Here is a 23179-nt window from a genome sequence, read left to right as displayed (position 1 = left end):
AGAGAGGCCCTCCATAGAACAAATCTCAAAATGAGTTAAGTGTCGTTTCCCAGTAAGCGGTCATATTCTGCTTTGATTCGTTTAAAGCATTCACAGGCTGACGCTTCTAACCCAGCCTGGTTGAGAATCTGGACATTTCCCCGACGATACTGGATCAGTTTTCGTTCTTGTAGCTTTTGAGCCGCTTGCGTGACGCCTGCCCGCCGCACCCCCAGCATGGTTGCGATAAATTCCTGGGTTAGAGCCAAATGATTAGAATGAACCCGCTCTTGAGTTTCTAGTAACCAGTGTGGCAGACGTTGTTCTAGCGTGTGGAGGGAGTTGCAAGCTGCCGTTTGAGTAACTTGTGCCAAGAATGCCTGCGTATATCGTAACATTACATCATGTAATTCACCATGACGCTCAAACTCCTGCCGCACGATCCGGGCATCAATTTTCATTGCTCTGCCTGCAACCTGGACGACGTATTCGGTTTGGGTCGTTGCACTACCACCTAGGATGGCATTGATCCCCAGCACTTCCCGGTTGCCGACCATGCCAACTTCCGCGGTTGACCCGTCTTGCATGGTCAGGGTGATCGAGATGAGGCAGTTAATCGGAAAATAAACATAGACTAACGGCTCTCCCGGTCGGTGGAGAACGAGGCCTTGTTCCAGGTTGACATGAACAAGGTGAGGCTCAAGTCTCTGGAGTACAGCAGGAGACAGGCTAGCCAGTATTTGATTTTCAGCAGTCATACGAGCCTCAGAAAAATAACTAGAGAGGCTCTTCGTAGAACACATCTCACGGCCCCAAGTCTAATAAGAAGTAAGAATACGTTTACTAATAAGGGCTCATCGCCAATTCTTGAGTCTGCCTGGTCAGGCAAGCGACTGTTTCAAGTAATTCGTCAATATTGAAGGGTTTAGACAAGTGACGACAAAACCCAGCAGCGAGGGCCTGGTCACGCTCGCTCTTGTTGGCACATACCGTCAGGGCGATCGCCGGGATCGGAGTACCACGTTCGGTTTCAAGAGCTTTCACCTTGCTCATGAGGGAATATCCATCTTCGCCGGGTAAGACAAGCTCACTGATGAGAAGATCAGGGCAGCTTTTTTGCATAATTTCAAGGCAGTCGCTGGCGCAAGTTGCTGCGATCGCCTCAACTCCATACCCTTCAAGCAGAACTGTCAGTAACTCGCTGGAATCAGCGTTACCGTCTACCACAAGCACCCGCAGACCTTTCCTCAATGAGGTTGAATTGTACATATCAGGAAAAGCCCTCCATACGAAGACAACACAATGGAGGTAGATAAAGATCTACGTTCCTGCACATTTAAGGACAGACGATCCATTCTGACCTTTTCACCATAAGTCGGTCTTAAGACTGAGGTCGGTACGGTTACGTACCTTGGACACAAAATATAGCTGCATCTATTGCCAAACTTCTTCTGCATGAATCAATGCGCGGCTTTGCCGGACAACGATTGATGCGGGAAGTTTGATGAAGAGATGTTGGGTGGAAGACTACAAACTCCCTTTCAACAGTAACACCACCTGAGGTCGGGTTAGGGGCTTTTTCGAGGGGCATGCATTGCATGCCCCTCGAAAAAGCCCCTTTTGGCTTATTTCAGATTGAGGTGAATACCCTATGGGACCGGACAGAGCAGGTATAGTAGCTCCTTCAGCTGTTGCCCATCCTCCAGGTAGGCGACATACTCGTAGTCTCCCATCTGAACATCCTGTCCTTCCAAGTCGTCTCCATAGCACTCTGCCATCACGACAACCGGGATGGAAGGTGGCAACCCTGCATGCTGACAGATATCCCGTCCTATGGCTACAAGTTCTGCAACGGAGTGTCCAACTTGATTCATGAGCAGAAGATCAAACGGTTCGCCTTTTCCCTGGACACGTTGCATGGCGTCCGTTTCACTCAGTGCCACAATTAAGGTGTACCCCCAACTGTGAAGGTTATCCATGAGAGAGGGACGCACTTTGTCATCTGGCTCCACCAGCAGAATAGTGGGTTGTATTAGCGCATCCTCGATCATTTCCCGTTTCATTCTCTTCTAAAGGGCATTAAAAAGATTGTTTGTCCTGTGTCACGCACGAAAAACAGTCTTTTCAGCTAAAGCTTAAGCACGTTTAGGATACTTTCTTATCCGGGGCTCCCAGCAAACGCTTATATTCATCTTTAACGGTATGAAAACACTCACAGGCAAAGGCTTCTAACCCAGGTTGATCCAAAATATGGATGTGGCCCCGATTGTAGTGAATTAACTTCCTCTCCTGAAGCTTTTGAGCTGTTTGAGTGACTCCAGCACGGCGTACCCCTAGCATGTCAGCCATAAACTCTTGCGTCAGTTCCAGTTCGTCTGTCTCAACCCGACTATGCACCTCCAACAGCCAGCGAGCTAACCGCTGATCTATCTTATGGAGACTATTGCAGGCCGTGGTTTGTGAAATTTGAGCCAGCAGGGCCTGGGTGTAGCGCAGCATTACAGCGCGTAGTTCCTTATTATGATCGAACTCTTCCCGCAGGATCTGAGCATCGATCTTCATAGCGCTACCTGGAATTTGCACAATGTAGGTCGTTTGGGTGGTTTCCCTGCCCCCCATAAAGGCATTCACACCAATGACTTCTTGTTTACCCACTAGCCCTGTTTCAGCTGTTGTGCCATCTCGCATCGTAATGGTGATTGACAGAACACAATCGAGCGGAAAATAAAGGTTTTCAATCTCATCCCCTGGATTGTGCAGACGCTCGCCGCGCTCCAAGGAAATCCGTTTCAGGGCTGGCCTGAGCTTTTCAGACAGGTTTGGAGGAAAGGCATTAAGCAAGTCATTCTGGGGAGCCATAGCACGGATTGCAAGCTATGGCCGCAGTCTACCGGATAATACGTAAAAGGGTCTCATACACAAGTCATAAAGTTACTCAAGTCTAGGGTGTACTTTCAAAGCCCCGTTTCTGAGTGGAGTTAGGGTAGGGGATGTAGAACTGCAGTTCTACATCCCCTACCCTAACTCCACTCAGAATTACCTCAAAGCTTTTCGGAAAGGCGGTTTCACGCATCGCTTGAGCGCTCTTATGTACGGAACAGGACAGACCGCTTCATTGAATAACGTCTATTTATAGAGAAGGGAATTGATTGGGTTAAGTAGGTGTCTGGCTGAGTTCTGTTTCATGCTTGATTTCCCTTCTGCTAATACTTCTACACCATTGCTAGAAGCCACTGAATTAGAGCATTTGCTAGGTCATCTCAAGCAAGCCTCGCAAATTGACCTGACGGGCTATAAGCGTTCTAGCCTCCTGCGGCGAACTCAAATGCGGATGCAGCGCATTGGCGTGAAGAATTATCAGAACTATCTTGATCACTTGCAGCAGCAACCGGATGAAGTTCAGCATCTTTTAGATACTATTCTGATTAACTACACGTATTTCTTTCGGGACCCCTTTGTTTGGAATTACTTAGCCAATCACCTCATTCCGCAGATTGTTGCGAATAAAGCACCAGATCAGCTAATCCGGGTTTGGAGTGCAGGGTGTGCGTCCGGCGAGGAGACGTATTCGCTGGCAATGATGCTAATAGAAATACTGGGGGTAGAACAATTTCAGCAACGGGTACGAATTTGGGGAACTGATGCGGATCCAGATGCTATTCTGCAAGCCCGTCAGGGTTACTATCTGGATCACGGGATAGAAGCAGTTCCGGAAGTTCTAAGAGAGAAGTATTTTGAGCGTAGGGGCGATCGCCACTACTGGCGGTCAGATTTCCGTCGCTCTATTACCTTTCAGCTCCACAACTTAATTCAAGAACCTCCCCTACCCAACATTGATTTGCTCGTCTGCCGCAATACACTTATGTATTTCACGCCGGAAACCCAACTCCGGACACTGATTCGCTTTCATTTCGGTTTGGAGCAGAGCGGTTATCTTCTGTTGGGACAGTCGGAGAACCTGGTAACGTGTTCTCACGCTGCGTTATTTACCTCAATTGATAAGCAAGTCAACGTATTTACAAAAGTGCTAGATGCTCATCGGGATAGACGTTTACTCCCCTTGGCTTTTACTCCTTTAAGTCTGTAGTCATATTTCAAACCTGCGGATATATGGAAAAGGCGCACGAAGTGCGCCTTTTCCATATATCCATAGACCCAGATTGAATAGCCTGAGTTCGGGTTAAGGACGTTTTCAAGTGCCGCGCAACGCGCGGCACTTGAGGTGCTCATTTTGGCGTGCGCGAAGCGCACGCCAAAATGAGCACCTCAGCTTATCCCAAACTGAGGTTGAATACTGACTGCAAAGGTGATTTAGAGAATGGCAGACCTGCAGTCGGCAATCCAAAGACACGAAGTTCTGTCGGGCGGCTACAGTGTTGATATTCTCTTCGGGCAGCATCCTTTATGAAATACATCCGGCTGGGCAGCACTGGACTGAAGGTTTCCCGCATTTGCTTAGGGACGATGACCTATGGCAACCCCAAATGGCGCGAATGGGTTTTGTCAGAAGATGAAAGCCGACCTTTTATTGTGCGATCGCTAGAAGCTGGCATCAATTTCTTTGACACGGCAGACATCTATTCTAAAGGTGAGAGTGAAGCCGTTCTAGGACGCGCGCTAAAGGATTTTGCCAAACGCGAGCAAGTGGTGATCGCAACGAAGGTCTTTAACCGCATGAGTAATGACCCAAATGATCGCGGCCTATCGCGCAAACATATCTTTGATAGTATCGATGCTTCTTTGCAACGGTTACAAACCGATTATGTAGACCTCTACCAGATTCATCGTTGGGATAATGAAACGCCTATTGCGGAAACGCTGGAAGCTCTACACGATCTGGTGAAAGCAGGCAAAGTCCGATATATCGGAGCATCCAGCATGTATGCCTGGCAATTTGCGAAAGCGTTGTATCTGGCAGATTTGCACGGCTGGACTCGCTTTGTTTCAATGCAAAATCACTACAACCTGGTCTACCGGGAGGAAGAACGAGAGATGCTGCCACTGTGCCGGGAAGAAGGGATTGGAGTAATTCCCTGGAGCCCACTGGCACGAGGATTTTTGGCAGGCAATCGGCAGAAGGAAACCAAGGGAGACACCGTTCGAGCAAAGACCGATGATTTTGCCCATCAGCTTTACTATCAAGATTCTGATTTTCAGGTTGTCGATCGCGTGGTTGAGCTAGCCCAACAGCGTGGCGTGGCTCCCGCTCAAATTGCTCTAGCATGGCTGCTCCATCAACCTACAGTCACGGCTCCTATTATCGGAGCGAGCAAGATGAATCACTTAGAAGATGCCTTGTCAGCCTTGAAAATTGAGTTAACTGAAGCAGAATGTCAACGGCTAGAGGAGCCATACCAACCCCATCCGGTGTTGGGGCATCGCTGATTTCTGGCTTATTTCTGCTAAAGAAAGACATTAATGTAGTGATGCGGTGTAACGTACCGCATTACTGCATAGTATGGTTCTTTAATGAGAGATTACAGTATTGTGGCGATCGCTCTACCCACGCACTCAAAGCAGCCTTTCTAAAGCAATTGGGTGAGTTGAAGCCGCGAAACTCACAACTTCAGTTCACCGCGACAGATTGCCAATCTGGAACTGGTTTCAACTGCTTTCGACGAGTTTTACCGCTTTCGGTCGATTTTGACTCGTTTATTAGGGTCTTGCTTGTGAACCCAGGCTAAGAATTTTTGCAGCTGCGGGTCTTGTTGTAGCTTTTTCAGCGTGTTTAAGTGCAACGCCAAGTGGGAATTGTCGTAAAAAGTATGGATTTGACGGTGGCAGGCAGCGCAGATTTGAATGGTAGGGCTAGGGTCGAGACCCTTACGTTTGGTCTTTTGACGGGGAATCAGGTGGTGCTCTGTGAGAGTAGGCATCTCTCGGTGGCAGAGTTCGCAGGCTTGCGGCATCGCTTAGAAATAGGTAAGTAAGGGAATAAGTTTAAATAGATGAGGCAGTTTAGAATAAACGCTCATTCTTTATTGAATAGTGGTTATTTGTCCCTAAAAGTCTAAACCGTTGAATTTATCAATTCTAGAAAATGAGACACTCCATTCGTTTTTTCATTTCCTACACCAAATTTTTTAAGCACGCACTAAGTTATTCCTTTGGGATGAATCTTTTCTAAAGCGAATAGATTACGGATATTGTGTGTAAATATTGGGCGGAGGCTCGCATACACTAAAAGTAACAGCAACTGACCCAGAGGTTAATTCTGGCACAGAAAAATCATATTTCTATTGTTAACATCATGTGGGATAACAGTTTCCAAATCGATTTAAGAGTTTTGTAAAAGCTGTTACAAAGTAAGAGATGAATTGTCTGTAAAAACTAAATTTGCTCTCAATAATCCTATTGATAGATGGATGCCTGAAATGGAACAGTTGGTGACCTCAAATGCAGACCGTAATTCCGCTCCTCACCGCGTTGTGATTGTTGGAGGTGGATTTGGTGGCTTATATGCTGCTAAGGCACTGGGGCGTTCTAAGCAGATTGAGATTACGTTGATCGACAAACGCAACTTCCATCTTTTTCAACCGTTACTTTACCAGGTTGCCACAGGAAAACTTGCACCTGGAGACATTTCATCTCCCCTACGGGCGATCCTCAGCCATTATCGGAATGTCAAAGTGCTGATGGACGAAGTAATAGACATTAAACCTGAGCAGCATCAGGTCGTTTTACCAACCAGAACCTTGCCTTATGACACCTTAATTGTCGCAACAGGTGTCAGTCACCATTATTTTGGTCAGGATCAATGGGCAGAGGTAGCACCTGGGCTCAAGACCGTTGAAGATGCGATCGAAATGCGGCGACGGATTTTTCGAGCATTTGAGTTTGCTGAAAAAGAAACTGACCCAGAAAAGCGTCAGGCCTGGTTAACATTTGTCGTCGTGGGGGCGGGTCCTACCGGTGTAGAGCTAGCTGGAGCCTTGGGAGATTTAGCGCACCACGCGTTAAAACATGACTTTCGCAGCATTGATACAAGGGAAACTCGAATCTTCCTGCTGGAAGGTGTTGATCGGGTTTTACCGCCTTACCCACCTGATCTTTCAGCCGTTGCTGCAAAATCTTTAGAAGATTTGGGAGTTACGGTTCAAACTCAGTCTTTGGTCACAGGAATTACAGAGGATGCGGTTACGGTTCGCCAGGGCGAACAAACGGAAACAATCCCAACAAAAACAGTGCTCTGGGCCGCAGGTGTTCGCGCTTCAGGTATGGGTAAAGTGTTAGCCGAGCGGGCAGGTGCAACGCTCGATCGCGTAGGACGAGTGATCGTCAATCCTGATTTAAGCGTGCCAGGACAACCTGATATTTTTGTGGTCGGTGATTTGGCCAATTACGCTCATCAGGGTGACCAACCTTTACCGGGGATAGCCCCTGTCGCTATGCAGGAGGGTGCTTATGTTGCTAAGTTGATTCGGCGTCGTTTGCGAGGGCAAGAACCCCTTCCCTTCCACTATTCTAATGTCGGTAGCTTAGCGGTGATTGGGCAGAATGCTGCTGTGGTTAACCTGGGCTGGTTAAAACTCTCTGGGTTTATAGCTTGGCTAATTTGGGTATTTGCCCACATTTACTACTTAATTGAGTTTGACAATAAGTTAATTGTCATGATCCAGTGGTTCTGGAATTACTTCAGCCGTAAAGGGGGCTCCCGCCTAATTACGCAGGAGGAAGTCACATTGGTTCATTCGGAGTGATGGGTTTTTCTGCCGCTTGACAGCAGGAAAATTACGCTTCTGAGCTTCCTATGCTGTTTTGCCTGACATGCGCGATCGCAGATCTGGACGTATATGTAATCGATCACGCCATATTGAAGGGGCAGCACCGCAAGGAGTCTGCCTGGTTTAGTGTGAGTGATTCGTTACCGCTGATTTCGGCCAGTGCAGAATGGGTTGCCCGTGCTACGATCGCTGCTCTCCGGCGAGGCGATGCGGAAGTGATTGTGCCGTCTGATGGGGCAGAACAGTAATGGGTTGCCGCAGCTCCCAAATGACTGACGATTGGGTGAAAGGTGATTTTGATAATAAAGCACGCCCCAGTATTTCTGCCTGGTTAAATACCCATCCGGCAGTCAAGTGGGGAGCGATCGCCATGCTAGATGTCGTCGCATTGAGTGCGACGCAACTTCTTTAACCTCCATTGGAAGCAAGTGAACTATCCGGGTAATTGCCTTCGCAAGCGGCTAGGGTGCATGTTGAATGGCGTGGGGTGCTTCGCATCCCACACCATTTAATGTAGATTGATTTCTGCTGTGCAGTGCTAGGACGAAAAGCCTTCAAATGTGATGAATAATGGGCTTGTCCAAACTTTTGAATCATCAACCTGGCGACCTGATAGATAGATAGGGACAAAGCCATGGGGCCGAGATTGTGGCTCCAGAGTAAACTGGCCGCTGACATCGCGGGGCATTGGCTCGTTACTCACACGCTCTGCTGCCACAAAGAGTTCTGCACCACCCAATTCCTGGCGCAGGCTCCCTTGTGTCAGCAATTCCTGTCCCGTAAATTCCCAGGTGAATTCCGGACAGTGGATATAGGGATTTGGCTTCAGCGGGCTACCCACCTTCGTATAGCTGCCAATTTGGAGATGCAGGTGAAAACGCGCGTGGAGCAAATCTGATAGTTCTAATTCAATCGCATCGCTATCTCCGTAAGTATCTGAACGGAACTCCAGTTTTAACGGGCTGGCTCGTCTCACATATTCCTCTGGATGCTCCAGCCCGTAGGCTTGGTAGCTTTGCACAAGAGTATTGGAGTACTCTAAGACACCGTGCCATTCTGCCCAACGATAGCGGTCTTTAATCCGCGCACCGCCCCAGCGAAGCCGAATGCGGTTGGGCGAGTAGCCTGACTCTGCTTGAAGATTTCGGCTCCACAGCAAGCCTGTATCGGTATACGCGGCGATTTCATCCCAACCGCTACTGCCTAGAAATCGATACTGAATGTCGACAGAACCGGATGCTGTAAACTCATCCCCTTGAATATGGGAACCAGACCAGAGCAACCCAACCAGGCGATCGCCCGTCGTCGCCCAGGTATGTCGGGAACGTAGGGCCTGATTGACGGCAGATTTTGTCAGAGATGGAGCAATCACCCCCGTTAGTCCTCCGTTCACACCAAACACAGCCGTACCAGGCACACCGCCCCCACATCGTCCTCGATGTTCATCCCCGTTGGCAGACACCCCAACCTTATAACCCCGACGAATCGCATCTTGATAAAACCAGGGGAAATGCCCCCATGCAGAACCAATCTCAATCAACCTTTCTAAACGGGGATGATGCCAGTCCAGAATGGCGCGACGTCCGCCCACGTGGGGAATGAGCAAATGTTGGTCGGGATCATGAATATAAGCTGCAAATAACCGATCCACAGGCCAGGCACCGGGGACTAACTCCTGCCCTTTCATATCCTCATTCCACTCAAACGATCGCACCTGCCTCCCCTGCTCATCGTGAGGGAATTTCACATCATTGCCCAGGAAGATGACGTTGCGATCGCCCCCCGCCGCTGAATTTCCGCACCACTCTGTGCCGGGATAGCAGAGAAATTGGCCTTCCTCGGTAATCTCCCGGCATTGTTTAACATCATCCTGCCAGCGTTCCTTTGTGATGTTAAAGTCATTCGCGGTGTAACCCAGAATGTCTAATCCCGCAACATCTCGGCCGTAGGCAAAGTTGTATTCTGTACTATTGGTTCCAACCGTGTTGTTGGAATGCACATGCAGATCCGCAAAAAACGCCCGTGGGTAATCCAGATCAAGTTCGACAGTGACGGGTGTGAGATGGCTTTGCAAATCACTTCCCACCAGGGTTGCCTGGAATAATGTTTCTGCGATCGTGTCCAGAGTTAGGTCTGTTTTGGTCACGGCCCATCCCTGTTCGGGTAGGGTAAGCGATCGCTCAACAACCGCTCCAGAAGCGCTCTTTTGGGCTAACTTCAGAGTTTGGCCCAGGTTCCAGCAGGTATTGCCCCAACGGTCTTCGGCTCGAATTCTCAAGGGGAAAGATGTTCCCGCCTTCACCAAGCGAGGGCTAACAATCGTCAGTTTCTCAGGCGCACCCGGAACAATATCCAGCACTACATCTCCGGGAATGGCGGCAAAGCGAGACGTGCCAACGGGGTCAATGTAAGCCCGAAATCGGAACCCCTCTTCCACAAAGGTTTGGATGCGAGTTCCTGGGCCTCCAGCACGGCGATCGCCTAGACGAATGAGAATGCGATCGCCCGGTTTTAGATAACCATCGACAATATCGACAATGATCGCCTTCTGGAAAGGACGTTCATGCCCCTTCTGGTCAAAACGAACCTTGAGGGACTGTACCGTTGCTGGGCTTTCCCCGGGCAGAGTGGGCCGTGCCTGATACTCTGCCGATAAATAGTTGGCCGCCGCTGGGTCTTCTGTTTGAAACAACCCCCAGTCGGAATAGAACTTGAAGGTCACTTTAATCCAGGCACCATCGGCAATACCAGAAGCGCCAACTTCATAGTCAAGGAGAATTTCTTGCCAGCTCCCCGCTTCAAGGGTGTGAGCAGAACAGCGCAACTGCCCCAGAAAAGGGAGTGTGCTGACGTACTCCAAATATCCCTGGGGGTGAGCATAGTCTCCCAGGCAGTTTAGGGTTTCGTCCACAGTATTGATCCTCAGGTGAGATTAGTGTTTGGATGACGTTTTTACTTTGTCAGTCATCCGTAAGAGTTCTTGAACAAAAAGGGTCAGCAATGCCAGAAGTGCAAGCAGCGAAGCACAGGCAAAGGCCGCAACCGTTTGATACTCGGTATAAACCTGTTCAATGTGTAGTGTGAGCGTATTGGTTTCCCCAATTAACTTCCCGGAGATAACAGAAACCGCTCCAAATTCCCCGATCGCCCGAGACGTACAGAGAATGACTCCATAAAACACAGCCCAACGGATCGAAGGAAAGGTAACACGCCAAAAGGTCTGCCAGGCATTGGCTCCCAGGGTTTGCGCGGCTTCTTCCGCTTCTATACCCATGGCTTGAAAAACAGGTAACACTTCCCGCGCCACAAAAGGTAACGTCACAAATAACGTTGTGAGTATCATCCCAGGTAACGCAAAAATTACTTTTAGGTTGATAGCTTCAACCCAGCTTCCAAAAAGACCAACTGTAGGGCTGTAAAGCAGGATAAACATTAACCCCACGACCACTGGTGAAATGGCAAGGGGTAGATCCAGCAATCCAATCAACAACACCTTTCCTGGGAATGGGTAGCGTGCCAGAATCCAGGCGATCGCAATCCCAAAAAAGGTGTTGATGGGAACTGAGGCAAGCGCAATAGTTAGTGTGAGGGCGATCGCATGTTGTGCCTCAGGCGTTGTAATACCTTGCCAATAAGCTGTCACACCACTGGCAAAGGCCTGATAAAACACCGTTAGCAGGGGAAAGAGAACGACGATGGCTAAAAAAGACAATCCCAAGCTAATCAGCAGGTAACGCCCCCAGGGAATCTGGGGTAAGCGCAGAGTGATCTGCCTGGTTTGCGACAACTTAATGGTCATATCGTCGAGTCCACCATTGCAGCAGATTTGTACAGACCAGAATGACGAGTGAAACAAGCAGCAGCACAATGGCAATGCCCGTTGCTCCACTGTAGTCATACTCCTCTAAACGACGATAGATATAAACTGAACTGATCATCGTTTCGTAAGGAATATTGCCCGAAATTAATACAACGACTCCATACTCACCAACTCCCCGCGCAAAGGCCAGCGTAAAGCCTGTGAGAATTGCCGGAAGCAATTGGGGGAAGATGACCCGGCAGAAAACTTGGCGATCGCTGGCTCCTAACGTATGGGCGGCCTCCTCCACTTCGGGCTCAATGTCCATCAGAACGGGCTGTACAGTCCGTACCACAAAAGGTAGCGTCACGAAAACCTTAGCAAACACCACCCCTATGACAGATGAGGTCAAATTAATGGGTTGAACCCCTAATTGTTGCAGCCCATCCCCCAGAGCTGTTCCCGGATTCAGGTATTGCCCCAATATGCCATCTGGCCCATACAGAGAGAGCAGCGCAATTCCCGCCACTACCGCAGGCATGGCAAAGGGCAAATCAATCAACCCATCCGCAAACCGTTTACCCGGAAACTCATAGCGCACCAGAATCCAGGCAAGAATGACCCCAAACACGCTGTTGATCAGGGCAGCGAGAATAGCTGCTGAGAAAGATAACGTGTAGGCATCGATAGCAACGGGGGCCGTAATGACTTGCCACAACTCCTGCCAGGGACGCTTAGACGCTTGTAGAAAAATAACGCCTAACGGTAATAGCAGAATAAAGCTGAGGTAAGTGAGTACCAGCCCCGAAAATAATGCTCGACCTGCAATTTTGGGTGCAGATGTTGTGCGCATCATCATGTTACGGTTTGTTGGCGGCTTGAGCGGCGTCAAACAATCCCCCATCAGCAAACAATTTTGCGTTGACGGCTGACCATCCACCAAAGTCTGCAACAGTGTAGAGCTTATCTACTGGCTTATATTGACTAGACTTTGTCGCAGCAGCCTGCGAATCGATGGGGCGGTAGCCAGCCTGGGCAAAGATTTCTTGCCCTTTTGGGCTGAATAAGAACTGGGTAAAGGCCTCCGCAACTTCCCGAGTGCCGTTCTTATCAACCACTTTGTCGATAATAGTTACGGGGAAATCAACCTGAATATTCTGGGTTGGAACAACATAGGGATAATCATCTGGAATAGCATCATTTGTGAAAATGATTTCGTTTTCAAAAGTGACTAGAACATCACCAATCTGGTTCTTCACAAATGCGTCAGTGGCTTCCCGCCCACTGCTTACGAGTGTTTTGATATTCTTTGCGAAGCCAGCTAAATATTCGTTTGCAGCGGCTTCACCTTCTGCCTTTTCTACGGCACCGTAGCCCGCTAAAATTCCCCACCGGGCATTTCCGGATGTTTGAGGATTAATCGCTACAATCGATACGCCATCTTTAGCCAGGTCTTTCCAGCTGTTGATCTGCTTTGGATTACCAGGGCGTGTAACCAGGACCATGACCGTGCTGGCAGGAGAAGCCTGATTGGGTAAGCGCTTGCTCCAATCGGCTGAAACAAACCCTTTTTCAACCAGTGGGTCAACGTTACTCTGAATGTTCTGGGCGAGAATGTCAGCTTCTAACCCCCCTAAAACAGCACGGGTTTGAGCTCCCGAAGCTCCGTAAGATTCCTTGAATGTTACCTTTTGACCCGTTTTCTCTTGCCACTCCGTCTGAAATGCTGGAATGATCTTCGAGTAGAGCGGTTTTGCTACTCCATAGGACACCAGTGTTAACTCAACAGCGGCCGGCGCACCCGTAGTCTGGGGCTCAGATGATGTATTTTGTTCGGCCTGTTCAGACTGCTGAGATTGTGTACAAGCAGTCACTAAAAGACCTGCTGTAAACAGTGAAGCATACAGCACAGAGCGCCTTTTCATAATGATCCTGTCGATGAAGAAAGTTTTAGAGGTTCTCATGTGTATCACATTTAAACCTGCTTGAAACAAGATACACCGAAAACCCTACCGACAAACGTGTGTTTTGAAATATTTTAAGGTTATTGGGCGTGTGGCTGCTGTATCTGAAACTTCCCGAAAGATGAAAAATCACGAGGGCCAGGAGAAGGTGGCACTCGAAAACTCTCCCCTTTTTTAAGTAGAAATTTGGGGAGAAGTTTCAAATTGTTTGTGACAAAGAGTTGCTGAAAAGCTCTTCACGAAGGGCTTTTTTCAGAAAGCTAGGCTTTCGACTTCTTCAATTGTTAGCCAAATTACATCTGTAGCTCGCATGGAGTATGGCACGGATGGAATTCGATTTCAAGTGTTTTGGCAAAAAATGGCGGGTTTTATGAGGTAATGCTGACTTAGACTTAATTTGTCGTCAGATAAAAGAGTAAAACTGGTTAATATAAAGCGTGGAAGGCGATCGCGCCAATTCACGATGCTTGGATCGAGATAAATCTAAAAAGAACCTTAAGCGGTACGATTAATGAGTTCGCTCGGTTTAAACTTTTACTTATATCAAACGGGGCGAGTTCTATAAAAGCCCTGACTATAAGCCGGCCTGTGTTCGGTCTAATGCCTGCCAACTTTTTGAGGCAGGCATTTTGCCGTTGTGAACGTGTCCTCAACTGCGGTCCGTGTTGGTGTTTTAATCTGTGGATAGGGTGTGGTGCCTGCTCCTATATCGTCTCTTCCAAATCTTGGTAGAAGGTTTAACGACAATACCAGCGGACGTTGAACCTGCTGTTTTTGCGACGTTGCCTCAATTCGAATAGCTTGGCTAAGTTCGCTTCTTGCTGGGCTAGCTGAGCGCGAGTCTGCGTTAACTGACCCTGAAGGTTAGAGTCATCCATGTAAGCAACAATTTGGCATTGCTGCACGCGATCGCCCTCCTTCACCAACAACTGTTTCAAATACCCCAATGTCTTCGGGCTTCCGGATAATCGTTTCGGGGGGCCAGTAACCGCGAGATTGCTGAATCCCTTTTCATCTCAGAACGAACCTTAAAAACCATATCACGCATATCTTGAGCCCGTTGAATGTGCGCGATCGCCCCCAAGCCGCCATGTTTGCCAGCACCTTTCTGCCGCTACTGGGTAACAGTTAGAGAACTCAATCCCAATCCTTTGTGGGTCCAGTGAATTAGCAGCGGGAGGGTAAGAGGGGGCGCGATCGCTATGCTCTTCGTCTACTTTCCGGTTGTTTGAGGTGTAGAGCGGGGTTTTGCACTTTTGCCTTTGACATCGTGCTCAATGACAATTTGTTCCACCCTCCAACCGCTACTGTTGAGGAGCACAGTCATTCTCGTGGGCGAGTTAACCAGGTACTTCTGCGGCTCAACTCAGTTCTCGTAAGGCGGTGTCTTCTGCAAGGGTTAACTCGACTTGCAACGGAGCAGGCATTTTATGGCAGGGGTGATTAATGCTCTAACTATTTTATATCTTTCTATGACGACCTACTTACTAAGATTAGGTACAGCAGCAATTCTCAGCATGGGCATCAAAGCCAAGAGTTCACGCCCTACGGGCGTGAACTCTTGGCTTTGATGCCCGAAAACCGCGCGCCAAAGGCGCGCGGTTTTCGGGCCTGATTTCAAAATGAGAATTGCTGTACTTAATCTGATGGAAAACGCTGTAGTTTTCAGAGATTTGATAGAAGCTAAAGCAATCTGGATCTCGATATTAAGACCTTCAAGGCATCTGCCAATCTCTCATAATGCTCAAAAGAATTATAGATTTGAGCAGAAATTCTTAAGAGCTTTTGGGATGGTTCTGGCCAGTCCATTATAGGAACTTCGATGTGGAATTCTCTAAATAATATCTCTTGCAAAGAAATAGTCTTTTCATTAAAAGCATAAGTATCTGCTAGTTTTGAAGGTAGGGGTATTGAGGCCATTGACCCAATTAACGTGTCTGGAGTTGGTACGGGTATTTCTAAAAAACGACATAGCATTTCTCTGACCTTTAAAGCCAAAGAATGGTTTTTTTGCATTAATTCTGCCCATCCTCCGGGCAGTAAGGAGCCCATAAACTTAATAGCTTCTGGCACACATAAATATGCAGTTGGATCATGAGTGCCAAGCCAATCAAACTCTAGACGAAAACGAGATCGATCTGTTCTGGGTGAATTAGCACCATGGCTAATAGATAGAGGACGCATGATTGTTTGTCTATCAGGTGCGATATAAAGGAATGCTGCACCCTTAGGTGCACACATCCATTTGTGACAATTTCCTGTGTAGTAAGTAGGCTTAATTTCATCAAGTTTTAACGGTAGAAGACCTGGAGCGTGAGCGCCATCGATCAAGCTGTCTATACCCCGTTGTGATAACTCGGCCACAAGTTGCTGAACTGGAAAAATTAATCCGGTCTGACTTGTTACATGATCCATCAATACCAAGCGAGTCTTCTTAGAAATTTTTTCCAAGATGGGTTGGATGATCTGATCACTTGACTCTAAGGGAAATGGAATATCGGCAACGATTAGGTTTACTCCCGATTGACTAGCAATAAAATCAGCAACATTGCGGCAAGCATTATATTCATGGTTTGTCAGCAATAGCTCATCACCGGCCTGAAATTTGATAGAACGCAAAACAGTATTGACCCCTGCTGTTGCATTGGGAACAAACGTCAAATTATCAGGAAGAGTACCGACAAAAGAAGCAAGCTCGCTGACTGCATTATCTAGTAGCCCCTCTAAATCATGGGCAAAAAACTTGACCGGCTCAGCTTCTAAACGCTGACGAATCTCAGTTTGTAAATTAAGAACAGGAATTGGACAAGCTCCAAATGAACCATGATTTAAATAAACGATTTCTGGATCTAGCAACCAATGTTTAGAATACTGGCTAACATCATTTAAAAGATGATTACTAGCAATCTTTTTCATGGTATGAAAGTCTCGTAAAAATATTTCTCAAGAATAATGGCTTTCTTGCGAATGAGCCACGATAACAATTCCAAATGTTTTTGAAAAATAGATGGGTACAGGCTACTTCTCAAAAACATTCTACAAATTATACAGGAATACAATAGTGCCCTTGGTGAATTAACATTTAAAGCAAACTAATTAGGGTTGGCCAACAAACCAGTCAATCAACTTGCGTGCAATACTAATGCTAGGCGGAATGATGGGAAGGTTGTATTTATGAAACCACGCAGCCACTTCTAGCTCCTGAGGGTCAATCTCAATTTCCCCATTTTCATACTCTGCGGTAAAGCCAACCATCAATGAATTGGGAAAGGGCCAGGGCTGTGAACCAAAATAGCACAGGTTCTTGATGGTAATCCCAACTTCTTCGTGCACTTCCCGCTTGATCGTGTCTTCCAAAGATTCTCCAGGTTCAACAAACCCAGCCACTAATCCATACATGCCTGCTGGAAAGTGAGGGGCGCGCGCTAATAAAAGTTCTTCCCCCCTGGCAATGAGCACGATCACCGCTGGCGACAGGCGCGGATAGTTGACTAACCCACAGTTGGGACAACGCTTGGCACGTTCGTCAGGCAGTTGAGTCATGCGAGCTGCACAATGCCCGCAAAACTGATGTGTTCGATCCCACTCTACAATCTGTACCGCACGACCACTCAGCGCAAATAGGTCATCATCGAGTATCCCAGACAACTCCCGCAATCCTTTCAGGATCATACCCTCAGGAATCTGGGCTTCCATGGGCAACTCCGCTGAATAACAGGGTTGGTTATCCAATGTACCGAGAAACTGAATGCGAACAGGTTCTAGTCCAATATCTGCCAGACTCATCAGGGAAGGAATGGGCTCCTGCCGCTGGCTTTGAACCAATAGCTTGCTACCACTAAACGCAAACCACCAACTGGGTTCAGTCTGCTCACTGGGAGGAGTAATACCTGGAGTGAAAATTCGAATCATAGTGGCGATAGTGCACAGTAGGTTAAAATTCAAACAATGAAGTATCCAGCTAACCTTCACTCAGATGACGCCAAGTCACTTCCATCATCAATTTAGGCATGGTTAGCAGACAATTAATAACTGTACTCTGGAAAATGATCTCATCGCCTTTCTGGAGAACTCGTGAAGCCAGAGTATGTCATTGATGGTCGTCGCACGACAACGCTAGAAGCTTTCTATCAAGAGATTGGACAAGTTCTGCTGGGAGGAAAGGCTTGGGACGAGAATTTGGATGCCCTTCCTCTCGTTCTGCGAGGTGATTACGGGCAATTGCCTGAAACGTTTCGGCTTGTGTGGCAAGAGGCCAGCTATGCTCAGTCAGCACTGGGCTATAACGAAACCGTTCGCCAGCTCCTGCAACGGCTACGAGATTGCCCCCCAACAGTCTTAATTAAGACGGCTTGGGCACTCCGGGCAGCACTGCGAGGGCAGGGGCCAACGGTATATGACTGGTTAGTAGAAATTATTCAAAGCCAGCCGAACGTGGAATTGGTACTGAATGAATTGGATGAACTGTGATTAGAGCGCTGCATGGCTAGACTGAGAAACAGTGCGACGCATGCTAGCTACTTTTATCTGGAAGCGATCTGAGGGGGCAACTGTTAGCCCCCGACGCATTGGGCGGATAGGTTTGGCGTTGACCAACGTCATTTCCAGGTTGGATATCAGTTGGAACAGTACCAACTTCATCTCAAACAGTGCAAAAGCCGACCCAATGCAGCGGCGATCGCCCCCACCAAACGGCAGATATTCATAGGGCGAGTATTGCCGTTCCAAAAAACGCTCAGGTCTAAACTGCTTCGGCTCCGGGTAGACGGCATCGCGGTGATGTGCCAGGTAGATAGACGGGATCACCACCGTACCCTCTTCTAACTCGTAGCCTGCAATTTTCATCGGTTGCTTGACTATCCGTGGAAATGCACCGATTGCAATCGGATATAAGCGTAAGGTTTCCTGACAGATGGCGCTCAGGTATGGGAGCCGAGCGATCGCAACTGGATCTGCATCCCCATCTACCCCATCCAGCTCTGCCAGCAGCTTAGCTCGCACGTCCGGCAGGTAGGCGATCCAGTACAAGGCCCACGCTAATGCAGAGGCCGTTGTTTCATGGCCTGCAAACAGCAACGTAATCAGCTCGTCTCGTAACTCGGCATCGCTCAGAGGTTGGCCTTCGGAATCACGGGCTGCCATCAACAACGCCAGGATATCGGTTCGATTGGCATCAGGATAAGCACGGCGCTCAGCGATCTCAGCATAGATCAGCTCATTCACCTGCTGCCGCAGTCGTAGAAAACGTCCCCAGGGGCTCCATTCCCCCCAGTCTTTCTGCAAAATTGGGTAGAACAGAAACATTGCACCCACTGGAGAACCAAACCCATCCAGCATCTGCGTGAGCTTCTGGCGCAACTGCTCATATCGCAGTCCCTCCTGGAGCCCAAACACAGCTTGCAAGATCACCTGTAAGGAAATGGCTTGCATGGCAGGCCGCACTGCAAAGATACTACCCGTATTCCATTGGCTCATTGTTTGAGTCGTAATGGACTGGATCACCTCAGCATAGGAACGCATGCGATCGCCATGGAAAGGCGGCATCAACAGTTGCCGTTGCCGTTGATGCGCTGCCCCTTCTAGCAGTACAATTCCGTGATCCCCTAGCAATTCTCTTAAAATCTGGTTCCCTCTCCCGGCACTTAGTTGCTCTGGTTTCGCCGTAAAAATTGCTTCCAGCGCTTCAGGGCTACTGAAATAAACCAGGGCAGGTTGGAAGTCGGGCTGGGATACGCGGTAATCGTCCCCGTACGCCTGATGGCGCGCTTCTAGGGTCTCAATCGGTTGAAACAGGAAGCGAAAGCCCCATAGACGACGCAGCCATGAAGGAGTTTTTGCAGGGCCGTTTAGCAATCGAGGAGAAGTGTTGACCATAATCCAGCAAATCTACATTTGGGACGTGCTTTAGGGCGATCGCCACCTCCTGAGTGTAGCAGGGCTAATCGCAGTCGGGTATCGAAAGCAAGATGAGTCTGAGTTGAGGAGGTTTCCAGTCATGAAATTACCTTCGTAATGCGGGGAAGTTCTTATCTGGAAATCTCCTAAGGAGATTTCCAGATAAGAACTTCCCCATTATTTGGAAAAAAGGCGCGGCGAAGCCGCGCCTTTTTTCCAAATAATGGGGATATTGTTTCCCAGAAATCTCCTAAGGAATATGCGATCGCCTCAGAGCCCCTGCACGAAATGCCTTCTTAAATGGTCAGGTAAAGCCTCAATTTTGGGATTTGCCCACTCAGGAAGTTCACCACGGCTCATCAGCATATCTACATCCACGTCCTGCCATGCAGCCGCCAGTAGGGGGAGCAATTGAGCTAATTCGTGGGCTGTAATCTTATCGGTCGGAGCAAATCTATACTTTTGTGGGTTTGGTTGTTCTGAGAAAATACCTGAAACCATCATTAAAACTGAGGGAGTATAGGGTTTTCCAATCGTACACAACAGTTCCGAAAAATCCAAATGGTGAATCAATAGACCTCCTGTATGAATCGGTTTTTGGGGGCGTGAATTGTTGAGCGGCGGAGCCGCTCAACAATTCACGCAGAAGGTCTAATATCTACGAAAACCTGTTTTCAAGGTTGTTTTCCATTCGCTTTGCGTTTAGAAAACAACCTTGAAAACAGGCTCTCCAAAACTCATAAAACAACGCCCAAAAAAGCCTTCAAGTCTCCTTCTAGGGGCAGTTTGAACCGTTGATTCGTGCATCTAGTGCATGGAAAATCAACTCTTAGTGGACCTTTTCAAACTGCCTCTCAGGTTGCAGCAATATAGGGCTGAATTAGGTTGGCGATCGCCTCATCCTCAAACTCCTCAGCCAATTGCAAAACCTTATCGGCAAACGCTCTATACCTGACATCACGCTCCTTAAGAAGGTTCGCTTCGGATTGGATATCTATCACATAGCCTGCCTGCGCGGCCCTATACAGATTGGTCAATTCTGCAGAGGATGGAATGGTCATCTCCGTAGAAGCCCCGCTAGCGCTCGGGGTAACCCCTTCATCTGCGTTAGCCTGGTAAGTCCATTGCAGTTGTAAGTGGTGTTCCAGTTGGTCGAGTAGTTCGGCGGCAGAGACGGGTTTGGGAAGGAAGTCGTCATAACCCGCGGCCAGGCTCTGCTGCCGATCAATGTTAGATACGCTGGCTGAAGATGCAATGATCGGCATATGGCGGAATGCTTCAGACTCGCGTAACAGTCGGGTCATCTCAAACCCATTCATAACCGGCATTGCCAGGTCAGCGATGATGAGATCAGGTTGAAACTCTTTGGTTTTATCCAGTCCCTCTTGCCCATTGCTCGCCTCTATCAAACTAAAACCAAGTGGTTCTAGTAGATTGACAACAACAGAACGATTTTCCCAGCGATCGTCAACAATCAAAATCTTACGCTGTTGGCCAACATATCCTTTGATTTTACCAATACTCGTTATGATATTGGATTCGATCCAATCCTCTGCCAATGGGCAAATGATCTCAAATTCAAATACGCTTCCGGCATTCAGTTTACTCTGTACCTGAATGCGGCTATTCATCAGTTCTACAATGGTTTGGCTGATAGCCAGTCCTAAGCCAGTTCCCTCAGTTTGTAGCTTTGCTTTTTCCGTTTGCTCAAAGGGTAGAAAAATCCGCTCCAAATGTTCAGAGGCAATGCCAGTGCCGGTATCCTGTACTATGAAATGAAGTTTTACAGTGGTCGGATCGGTAAAATTGGAGACGGCTTCAACCGCAAACGTAACGCTCCCCCTTGAGGTAAACTTAATCGCGTTACCGAGTAGATTAATCAAAACTTGCCGCAATCGCTTCTCGTCGGTTTTAATGCCAAGGGGCAAGTTCTCTGAAGGTTGATAGATAAACTTCAGTTTCTTTTGTTCTGCCTTAATTCGGCAGATTTCAACAACGCCCTGTAAAAAGGCAGGTAAATGAATAGAAACCGGAATCAGCTCTAGTTTTCTGGCTTCAATTTTTGAAATGTCCAACACATCATTAATCAGTGTTAATAGGTGGGAACCACACTGATAAATGATTTGAACATTATGGCGATCCTTCTCTACAACATTTTGTGAACACTGAAGAATTTGGGCATAGCCCAAAATACCGTTCAAAGGCGTTCTTAATTCATGACTGATATTGGCTAAAAATTCACTCTTAGCATGGTTCGCCGTATCAGCCGCTTCCTTGGCTTCTCTTAGTTCAGCAGTACGCTCTTCAACCCGATGTTCCAGTTCTTCGTTCGTCTTCTCCAACGCGGTGAAGGACTGTTGTAACTGCCCTGCCATCTGGTTAAAGGATTGGGACAGCTCGTCGAGCTCTTGAATCTGGCTGGCTTCAGTCACCTGTTGCATGTTTCCAGAGGCGATCGCCCGGCTCGCTCTATTCAACCGTGCAATAGGGCGAGTAATCCAACGTGCCGTTAACATCCCCATAGCGCTAGCGACACCTAGCGCTACGAAGCAGAGGAAGATGGTCGTGTGATTGTTTGCATTAATTTGTTCCATGAAGTCAGCCTCTGGAACGGTGACAATCACCAGCCAATCCAACCCCAGTTCATTCTGCAAAGGCGTTACTTTAATAAACTCCTTGTTCTTGCCAAAGTCAAACTGTATCTCCTGGCTGTCCTGGATGTTGGAGAAATTGCCAAACTTCTCCTGCAAGTGTTGAGCGGTTGCCTGAATTAACGGATCTGTACTATCTAGAACATTGAGCGGTTGCGCTTTACCCTCCTTCATCGTGAAGGGGTCTTGCTCAATAGAGTGAGCAATTAATGTCCCATCCCGTTCGATAATAAAAACTTTCCCCGATGGGCTAACCTTCAAGGTACTCAAAAAGTCGCTCACTTTATCCAGGAAAAGCTCAATGAGAAAAACACCTTTGAGTTTCTTGGAAGTGTCATAAATTGGTTGGCTTAAAGCCACGGCAACTACAGGGTCATTGGCCCAGATATAAGCGTCTCCCCAGACTGCTTTCCCTGCTGCGACAGGTTGCTTGTACCATATTTCTTCTCGGGGATTCCAGTTATCGTAAACTTTAACGACTTCGGAGCGATTTCCTAAATTGTCGGTGGCATAAGTCAAATTTCTACCACCCGTTTTAGCAGAAATCTCATCGATCGTAATTCCCTGGTCTTTCAGGAATGCACCGGCCCCAGCAAACTCACCCGTTGAGAGGGCGTAGCCAATATAGCTAATATCATCAAATGTCGTGGCCTGCTTCCAGAAATAGTGCCCTGCTCTAGCGTGGTCTTGTAGACTCATCTGGCCCAACTCAATAGCATCCAGATCCGTTTTGAGAACCTGTTGAGGAGTGGTTAGAAATTCGTCGAGGTGCTGTTCAACCAATCGTGAGTTCTTGTCAATGAGTTGCCCAGCAAGCTGATTGACGGCCTTCTGGCCATTTCTAAAGGAGAGCCACCCTGTTAAGCCTACTGCTGCAAAAATTTGGAGCAGAAACGGTACAACTAGAACGAGGTAGAGCGGTAATTTCTTAGAAGCTTTTGCAGCAGGAGTTGCCATAGTTTTGACTTGCAGGGACACACAGGGAGATCGGGTCATTGTTTAGATTTCCCAGATTTAGGAGCCCATTCACAACCTCTTTGCATTCCGCAAGAAAAGGGGGTGTATAGCTCTACTTGGATCTTTCACCTTTCTAGAACCAAAACCCAGAAGGGTAATTTTTCGTCACTCTGCAACAGAAAAATTACCCTTCCGCGAGCTGGAGAGGGG

Annotated in this window: 21 protein-coding genes and 1 pseudogene; 7 read left to right on the top strand and 15 right to left on the bottom strand. The window is 48.0% G+C overall.

Translation table 11 applies throughout. The annotated features are described in order from the left end of the window. Positions 1-35: 35 nt before the first annotated feature. The 4 genes from NDI52_RS21890 to NDI52_RS21875 all read right to left on the bottom strand — a co-directional run bounded on the left by NDI52_RS21890 (position 36) and on the right by NDI52_RS21875 (position 2838). Positions 36-737, bottom strand: coding sequence for a Crp/Fnr family transcriptional regulator (locus NDI52_RS21890; RefSeq protein ID WP_190775304.1), 702 nt, complete (start codon positions 735-737; stop codon positions 36-38). An 85-nt stretch (positions 738-822) separates the two neighbouring features. Continuing rightward, on the bottom strand, positions 823-1248 hold the full coding sequence (locus NDI52_RS21885) for a response regulator (RefSeq protein ID WP_190775303.1): 426 nt from the start codon (positions 1246-1248) through the stop codon (positions 823-825). A 380-nt stretch (positions 1249-1628) separates the two neighbouring features. After that, the gene (locus tag NDI52_RS21880; protein ID WP_190775302.1) at positions 1629-2042 is read right to left on the bottom strand and encodes a hypothetical protein; all 414 of its coding nucleotides are present in this window, start codon (positions 2040-2042) and stop codon (positions 1629-1631) included. An 82-nt stretch (positions 2043-2124) separates the two neighbouring features. Next, positions 2125-2838 carry a Crp/Fnr family transcriptional regulator gene (locus NDI52_RS21875; RefSeq protein WP_190775301.1) on the bottom strand — a complete coding sequence of 238 codons (714 nt, stop codon included), beginning with the start codon at positions 2836-2838 and terminating at the stop codon, positions 2125-2127. 325 nt (positions 2839-3163) lie between these two features. Between NDI52_RS21875 and NDI52_RS21870 the strand changes: the two genes are divergently transcribed. Next, complete coding sequence (locus NDI52_RS21870; protein WP_190775300.1) at positions 3164-4066, top strand: protein-glutamate O-methyltransferase CheR; 903 nt, start codon at positions 3164-3166, stop codon at positions 4064-4066. A gap of 317 nt (positions 4067-4383) precedes the next feature. Then, entirely contained in the window at positions 4384-5364 is a 981-nt protein-coding gene (locus tag NDI52_RS21865; protein WP_190775299.1) for an aldo/keto reductase, read from the top strand. A 239-nt stretch (positions 5365-5603) separates the two neighbouring features. On the opposite strand, the gene NDI52_RS21860 is transcribed toward NDI52_RS21865, so the two are convergent. Continuing rightward, a complete protein-coding gene (locus NDI52_RS21860; RefSeq protein ID WP_190775298.1) occupies positions 5604-5888 on the bottom strand; it encodes an HNH endonuclease in 285 nt (94 codons plus the stop codon). A 465-nt stretch (positions 5889-6353) separates the two neighbouring features. Between NDI52_RS21860 and NDI52_RS21855 the strand changes: the two genes are divergently transcribed. From NDI52_RS21855 to NDI52_RS21845, 3 genes are read left to right on the top strand one after another with little or no spacing between them, the layout of a single operon-like run. Further along, positions 6354-7679, top strand: coding sequence for an NAD(P)/FAD-dependent oxidoreductase (locus NDI52_RS21855; RefSeq protein WP_190775297.1), 1326 nt, complete (start codon positions 6354-6356; stop codon positions 7677-7679). Positions 7680-7729: 50 nt separating this feature from the next. Continuing rightward, positions 7730-7951: a hypothetical protein gene (locus NDI52_RS21850; protein ID WP_190775296.1), complete on the top strand. Its 222-nt coding sequence runs from the start codon at positions 7730-7732 to the stop codon at positions 7949-7951. A 20-nt stretch (positions 7952-7971) separates the two neighbouring features. Then, the gene (locus tag NDI52_RS21845; protein WP_190775295.1) at positions 7972-8115 is read left to right on the top strand and encodes a hypothetical protein; all 144 of its coding nucleotides are present in this window, start codon (positions 7972-7974) and stop codon (positions 8113-8115) included. Positions 8116-8241: 126 nt separating this feature from the next. Here NDI52_RS21845 and NDI52_RS21840 read toward each other — a convergent pair whose 3' ends face one another. The 5 genes and pseudogenes from NDI52_RS21840 to NDI52_RS21820 all read right to left on the bottom strand — a co-directional run. After that, on the bottom strand, positions 8242-10614 hold the full coding sequence (locus NDI52_RS21840) for a DUF3604 domain-containing protein (protein ID WP_348256517.1): 2373 nt from the start codon (positions 10612-10614) through the stop codon (positions 8242-8244). 21 nt (positions 10615-10635) lie between these two features. Further along, complete coding sequence (cysW, locus tag NDI52_RS21835; protein WP_190775293.1) at positions 10636-11502, bottom strand: sulfate ABC transporter permease subunit CysW; 867 nt, start codon at positions 11500-11502, stop codon at positions 10636-10638. Then, positions 11492-12358 carry a sulfate ABC transporter permease subunit CysT gene (gene cysT, locus NDI52_RS21830; protein WP_347279993.1) on the bottom strand — a complete coding sequence of 289 codons (867 nt, stop codon included), beginning with the start codon at positions 12356-12358 and terminating at the stop codon, positions 11492-11494. Before cysT ends, cysW begins: the two co-directional genes overlap by 11 nt. A 4-nt stretch (positions 12359-12362) precedes the next feature. Next, positions 12363-13496, bottom strand: coding sequence for a sulfate ABC transporter substrate-binding protein (locus tag NDI52_RS21825; RefSeq protein ID WP_242035572.1), 1134 nt, complete (start codon positions 13494-13496; stop codon positions 12363-12365). Positions 13497-14263: 767 nt separating this feature from the next. Then, positions 14264-14446 (bottom strand): annotated as a pseudogene (locus tag NDI52_RS21820) (biotin/lipoyl-binding protein); the annotation flags it as partial. 15 nt (positions 14447-14461) lie between these two features. Between NDI52_RS21820 and NDI52_RS21815 the strand changes: the two are divergent. Then, entirely contained in the window at positions 14462-14521 is a 60-nt protein-coding gene (locus NDI52_RS21815) for a hypothetical protein (RefSeq protein ID WP_347279994.1), read from the top strand. A 628-nt stretch (positions 14522-15149) separates the two neighbouring features. On the opposite strand, the gene NDI52_RS21810 is transcribed toward NDI52_RS21815, so the two are convergent. Together NDI52_RS21810 and nudC are read right to left on the bottom strand one after the other, a co-directional pair. Continuing rightward, the gene (locus NDI52_RS21810; protein ID WP_190775292.1) at positions 15150-16382 is read right to left on the bottom strand and encodes an aminotransferase class V-fold PLP-dependent enzyme; all 1233 of its coding nucleotides are present in this window, start codon (positions 16380-16382) and stop codon (positions 15150-15152) included. 180 nt (positions 16383-16562) lie between these two features. Next, positions 16563-17378, bottom strand: coding sequence for an NAD(+) diphosphatase (nudC, locus tag NDI52_RS21805; protein ID WP_190775291.1), 816 nt, complete (start codon positions 17376-17378; stop codon positions 16563-16565). A 162-nt stretch (positions 17379-17540) separates the two neighbouring features. Here nudC and NDI52_RS21800 point away from each other — a divergent pair, with 162 nt between their 5' ends. After that, positions 17541-17936 carry a barstar family protein gene (locus tag NDI52_RS21800; RefSeq protein WP_190775290.1) on the top strand — a complete coding sequence of 132 codons (396 nt, stop codon included), beginning with the start codon at positions 17541-17543 and terminating at the stop codon, positions 17934-17936. Here the strand turns inward: NDI52_RS21800 and NDI52_RS21795 are convergent, their stop codons facing one another. The 3 genes from NDI52_RS21795 to NDI52_RS21785 all read right to left on the bottom strand — a co-directional run bounded on the left by NDI52_RS21795 (position 17937) and on the right by NDI52_RS21785 (position 23008). Beyond that, on the bottom strand, positions 17937-19340 hold the full coding sequence (locus tag NDI52_RS21795; RefSeq protein WP_190775289.1) for a cytochrome P450: 1404 nt from the start codon (positions 19338-19340) through the stop codon (positions 17937-17939). A 291-nt stretch (positions 19341-19631) separates the two neighbouring features. Continuing rightward, positions 19632-19934 carry a hypothetical protein gene (locus NDI52_RS21790; RefSeq protein WP_190775288.1) on the bottom strand — a complete coding sequence of 101 codons (303 nt, stop codon included), beginning with the start codon at positions 19932-19934 and terminating at the stop codon, positions 19632-19634. A 281-nt stretch (positions 19935-20215) separates the two neighbouring features. After that, complete coding sequence (locus NDI52_RS21785; protein ID WP_199307568.1) at positions 20216-23008, bottom strand: hybrid sensor histidine kinase/response regulator; 2793 nt, start codon at positions 23006-23008, stop codon at positions 20216-20218. Positions 23009-23179: the final 171 nt, after the last annotated feature.

It is taken from the genome of Leptolyngbya sp. PL-A3, assembly GCF_039962325.1.
Taxonomy (GTDB): domain Bacteria; phylum Cyanobacteriota; class Cyanobacteriia; order Elainellales; family Elainellaceae; genus Vacuolonema.
Note: the sequence above shows the minus strand (reverse complement) of the source record. Positions and strands in the feature narration are given on the sequence as shown.

Bases quoted from the DNA above. Each gene is read 5' to 3' on its own strand.
- NDI52_RS21890 (WP_190775304.1), bottom strand. From the start codon at position 737: ATGACTGCTGAAAATCAAATACTGGCTAGCCTGTCTCCTGCTGTACTC.
- NDI52_RS21885 (WP_190775303.1), bottom strand. From the start codon at position 1,248: ATGTACAATTCAACCTCATTGAGGAAAGGTCTGCGGGTGCTTGTGGTA.
- NDI52_RS21880 (WP_190775302.1), bottom strand. From the start codon at position 2,042: ATGAAACGGGAAATGATCGAGGATGCGCTAATACAACCCACTATTCTG.
- NDI52_RS21875 (WP_190775301.1), bottom strand. From the start codon at position 2,838: ATGGCTCCCCAGAATGACTTGCTTAATGCCTTTCCTCCAAACCTGTCT.
- NDI52_RS21870 (WP_190775300.1), top strand. From the start codon at position 3,164: ATGCTTGATTTCCCTTCTGCTAATACTTCTACACCATTGCTAGAAGCC.
- NDI52_RS21865 (WP_190775299.1), top strand. From the start codon at position 4,384: ATGAAATACATCCGGCTGGGCAGCACTGGACTGAAGGTTTCCCGCATT.
- NDI52_RS21860 (WP_190775298.1), bottom strand. From the start codon at position 5,888: ATGCCGCAAGCCTGCGAACTCTGCCACCGAGAGATGCCTACTCTCACA.
- NDI52_RS21855 (WP_190775297.1), top strand. From the start codon at position 6,354: ATGGAACAGTTGGTGACCTCAAATGCAGACCGTAATTCCGCTCCTCAC.
- NDI52_RS21850 (WP_190775296.1), top strand. From the start codon at position 7,730: ATGCTGTTTTGCCTGACATGCGCGATCGCAGATCTGGACGTATATGTA.
- NDI52_RS21845 (WP_190775295.1), top strand. From the start codon at position 7,972: ATGACTGACGATTGGGTGAAAGGTGATTTTGATAATAAAGCACGCCCC.
- cysW (WP_190775293.1), bottom strand. From the start codon at position 11,502: ATGACCATTAAGTTGTCGCAAACCAGGCAGATCACTCTGCGCTTACCC.
- cysT (WP_347279993.1), bottom strand. From the start codon at position 12,358: ATGATGCGCACAACATCTGCACCCAAAATTGCAGGTCGAGCATTATTT.
- NDI52_RS21810 (WP_190775292.1), bottom strand. From the start codon at position 16,382: ATGAAAAAGATTGCTAGTAATCATCTTTTAAATGATGTTAGCCAGTAT.
- nudC (WP_190775291.1), bottom strand. From the start codon at position 17,378: ATGATTCGAATTTTCACTCCAGGTATTACTCCTCCCAGTGAGCAGACT.
- NDI52_RS21795 (WP_190775289.1), bottom strand. From the start codon at position 19,340: ATGGTCAACACTTCTCCTCGATTGCTAAACGGCCCTGCAAAAACTCCT.
- NDI52_RS21785 (WP_199307568.1), bottom strand. From the start codon at position 23,008: ATGACCCGATCTCCCTGTGTGTCCCTGCAAGTCAAAACTATGGCAACT.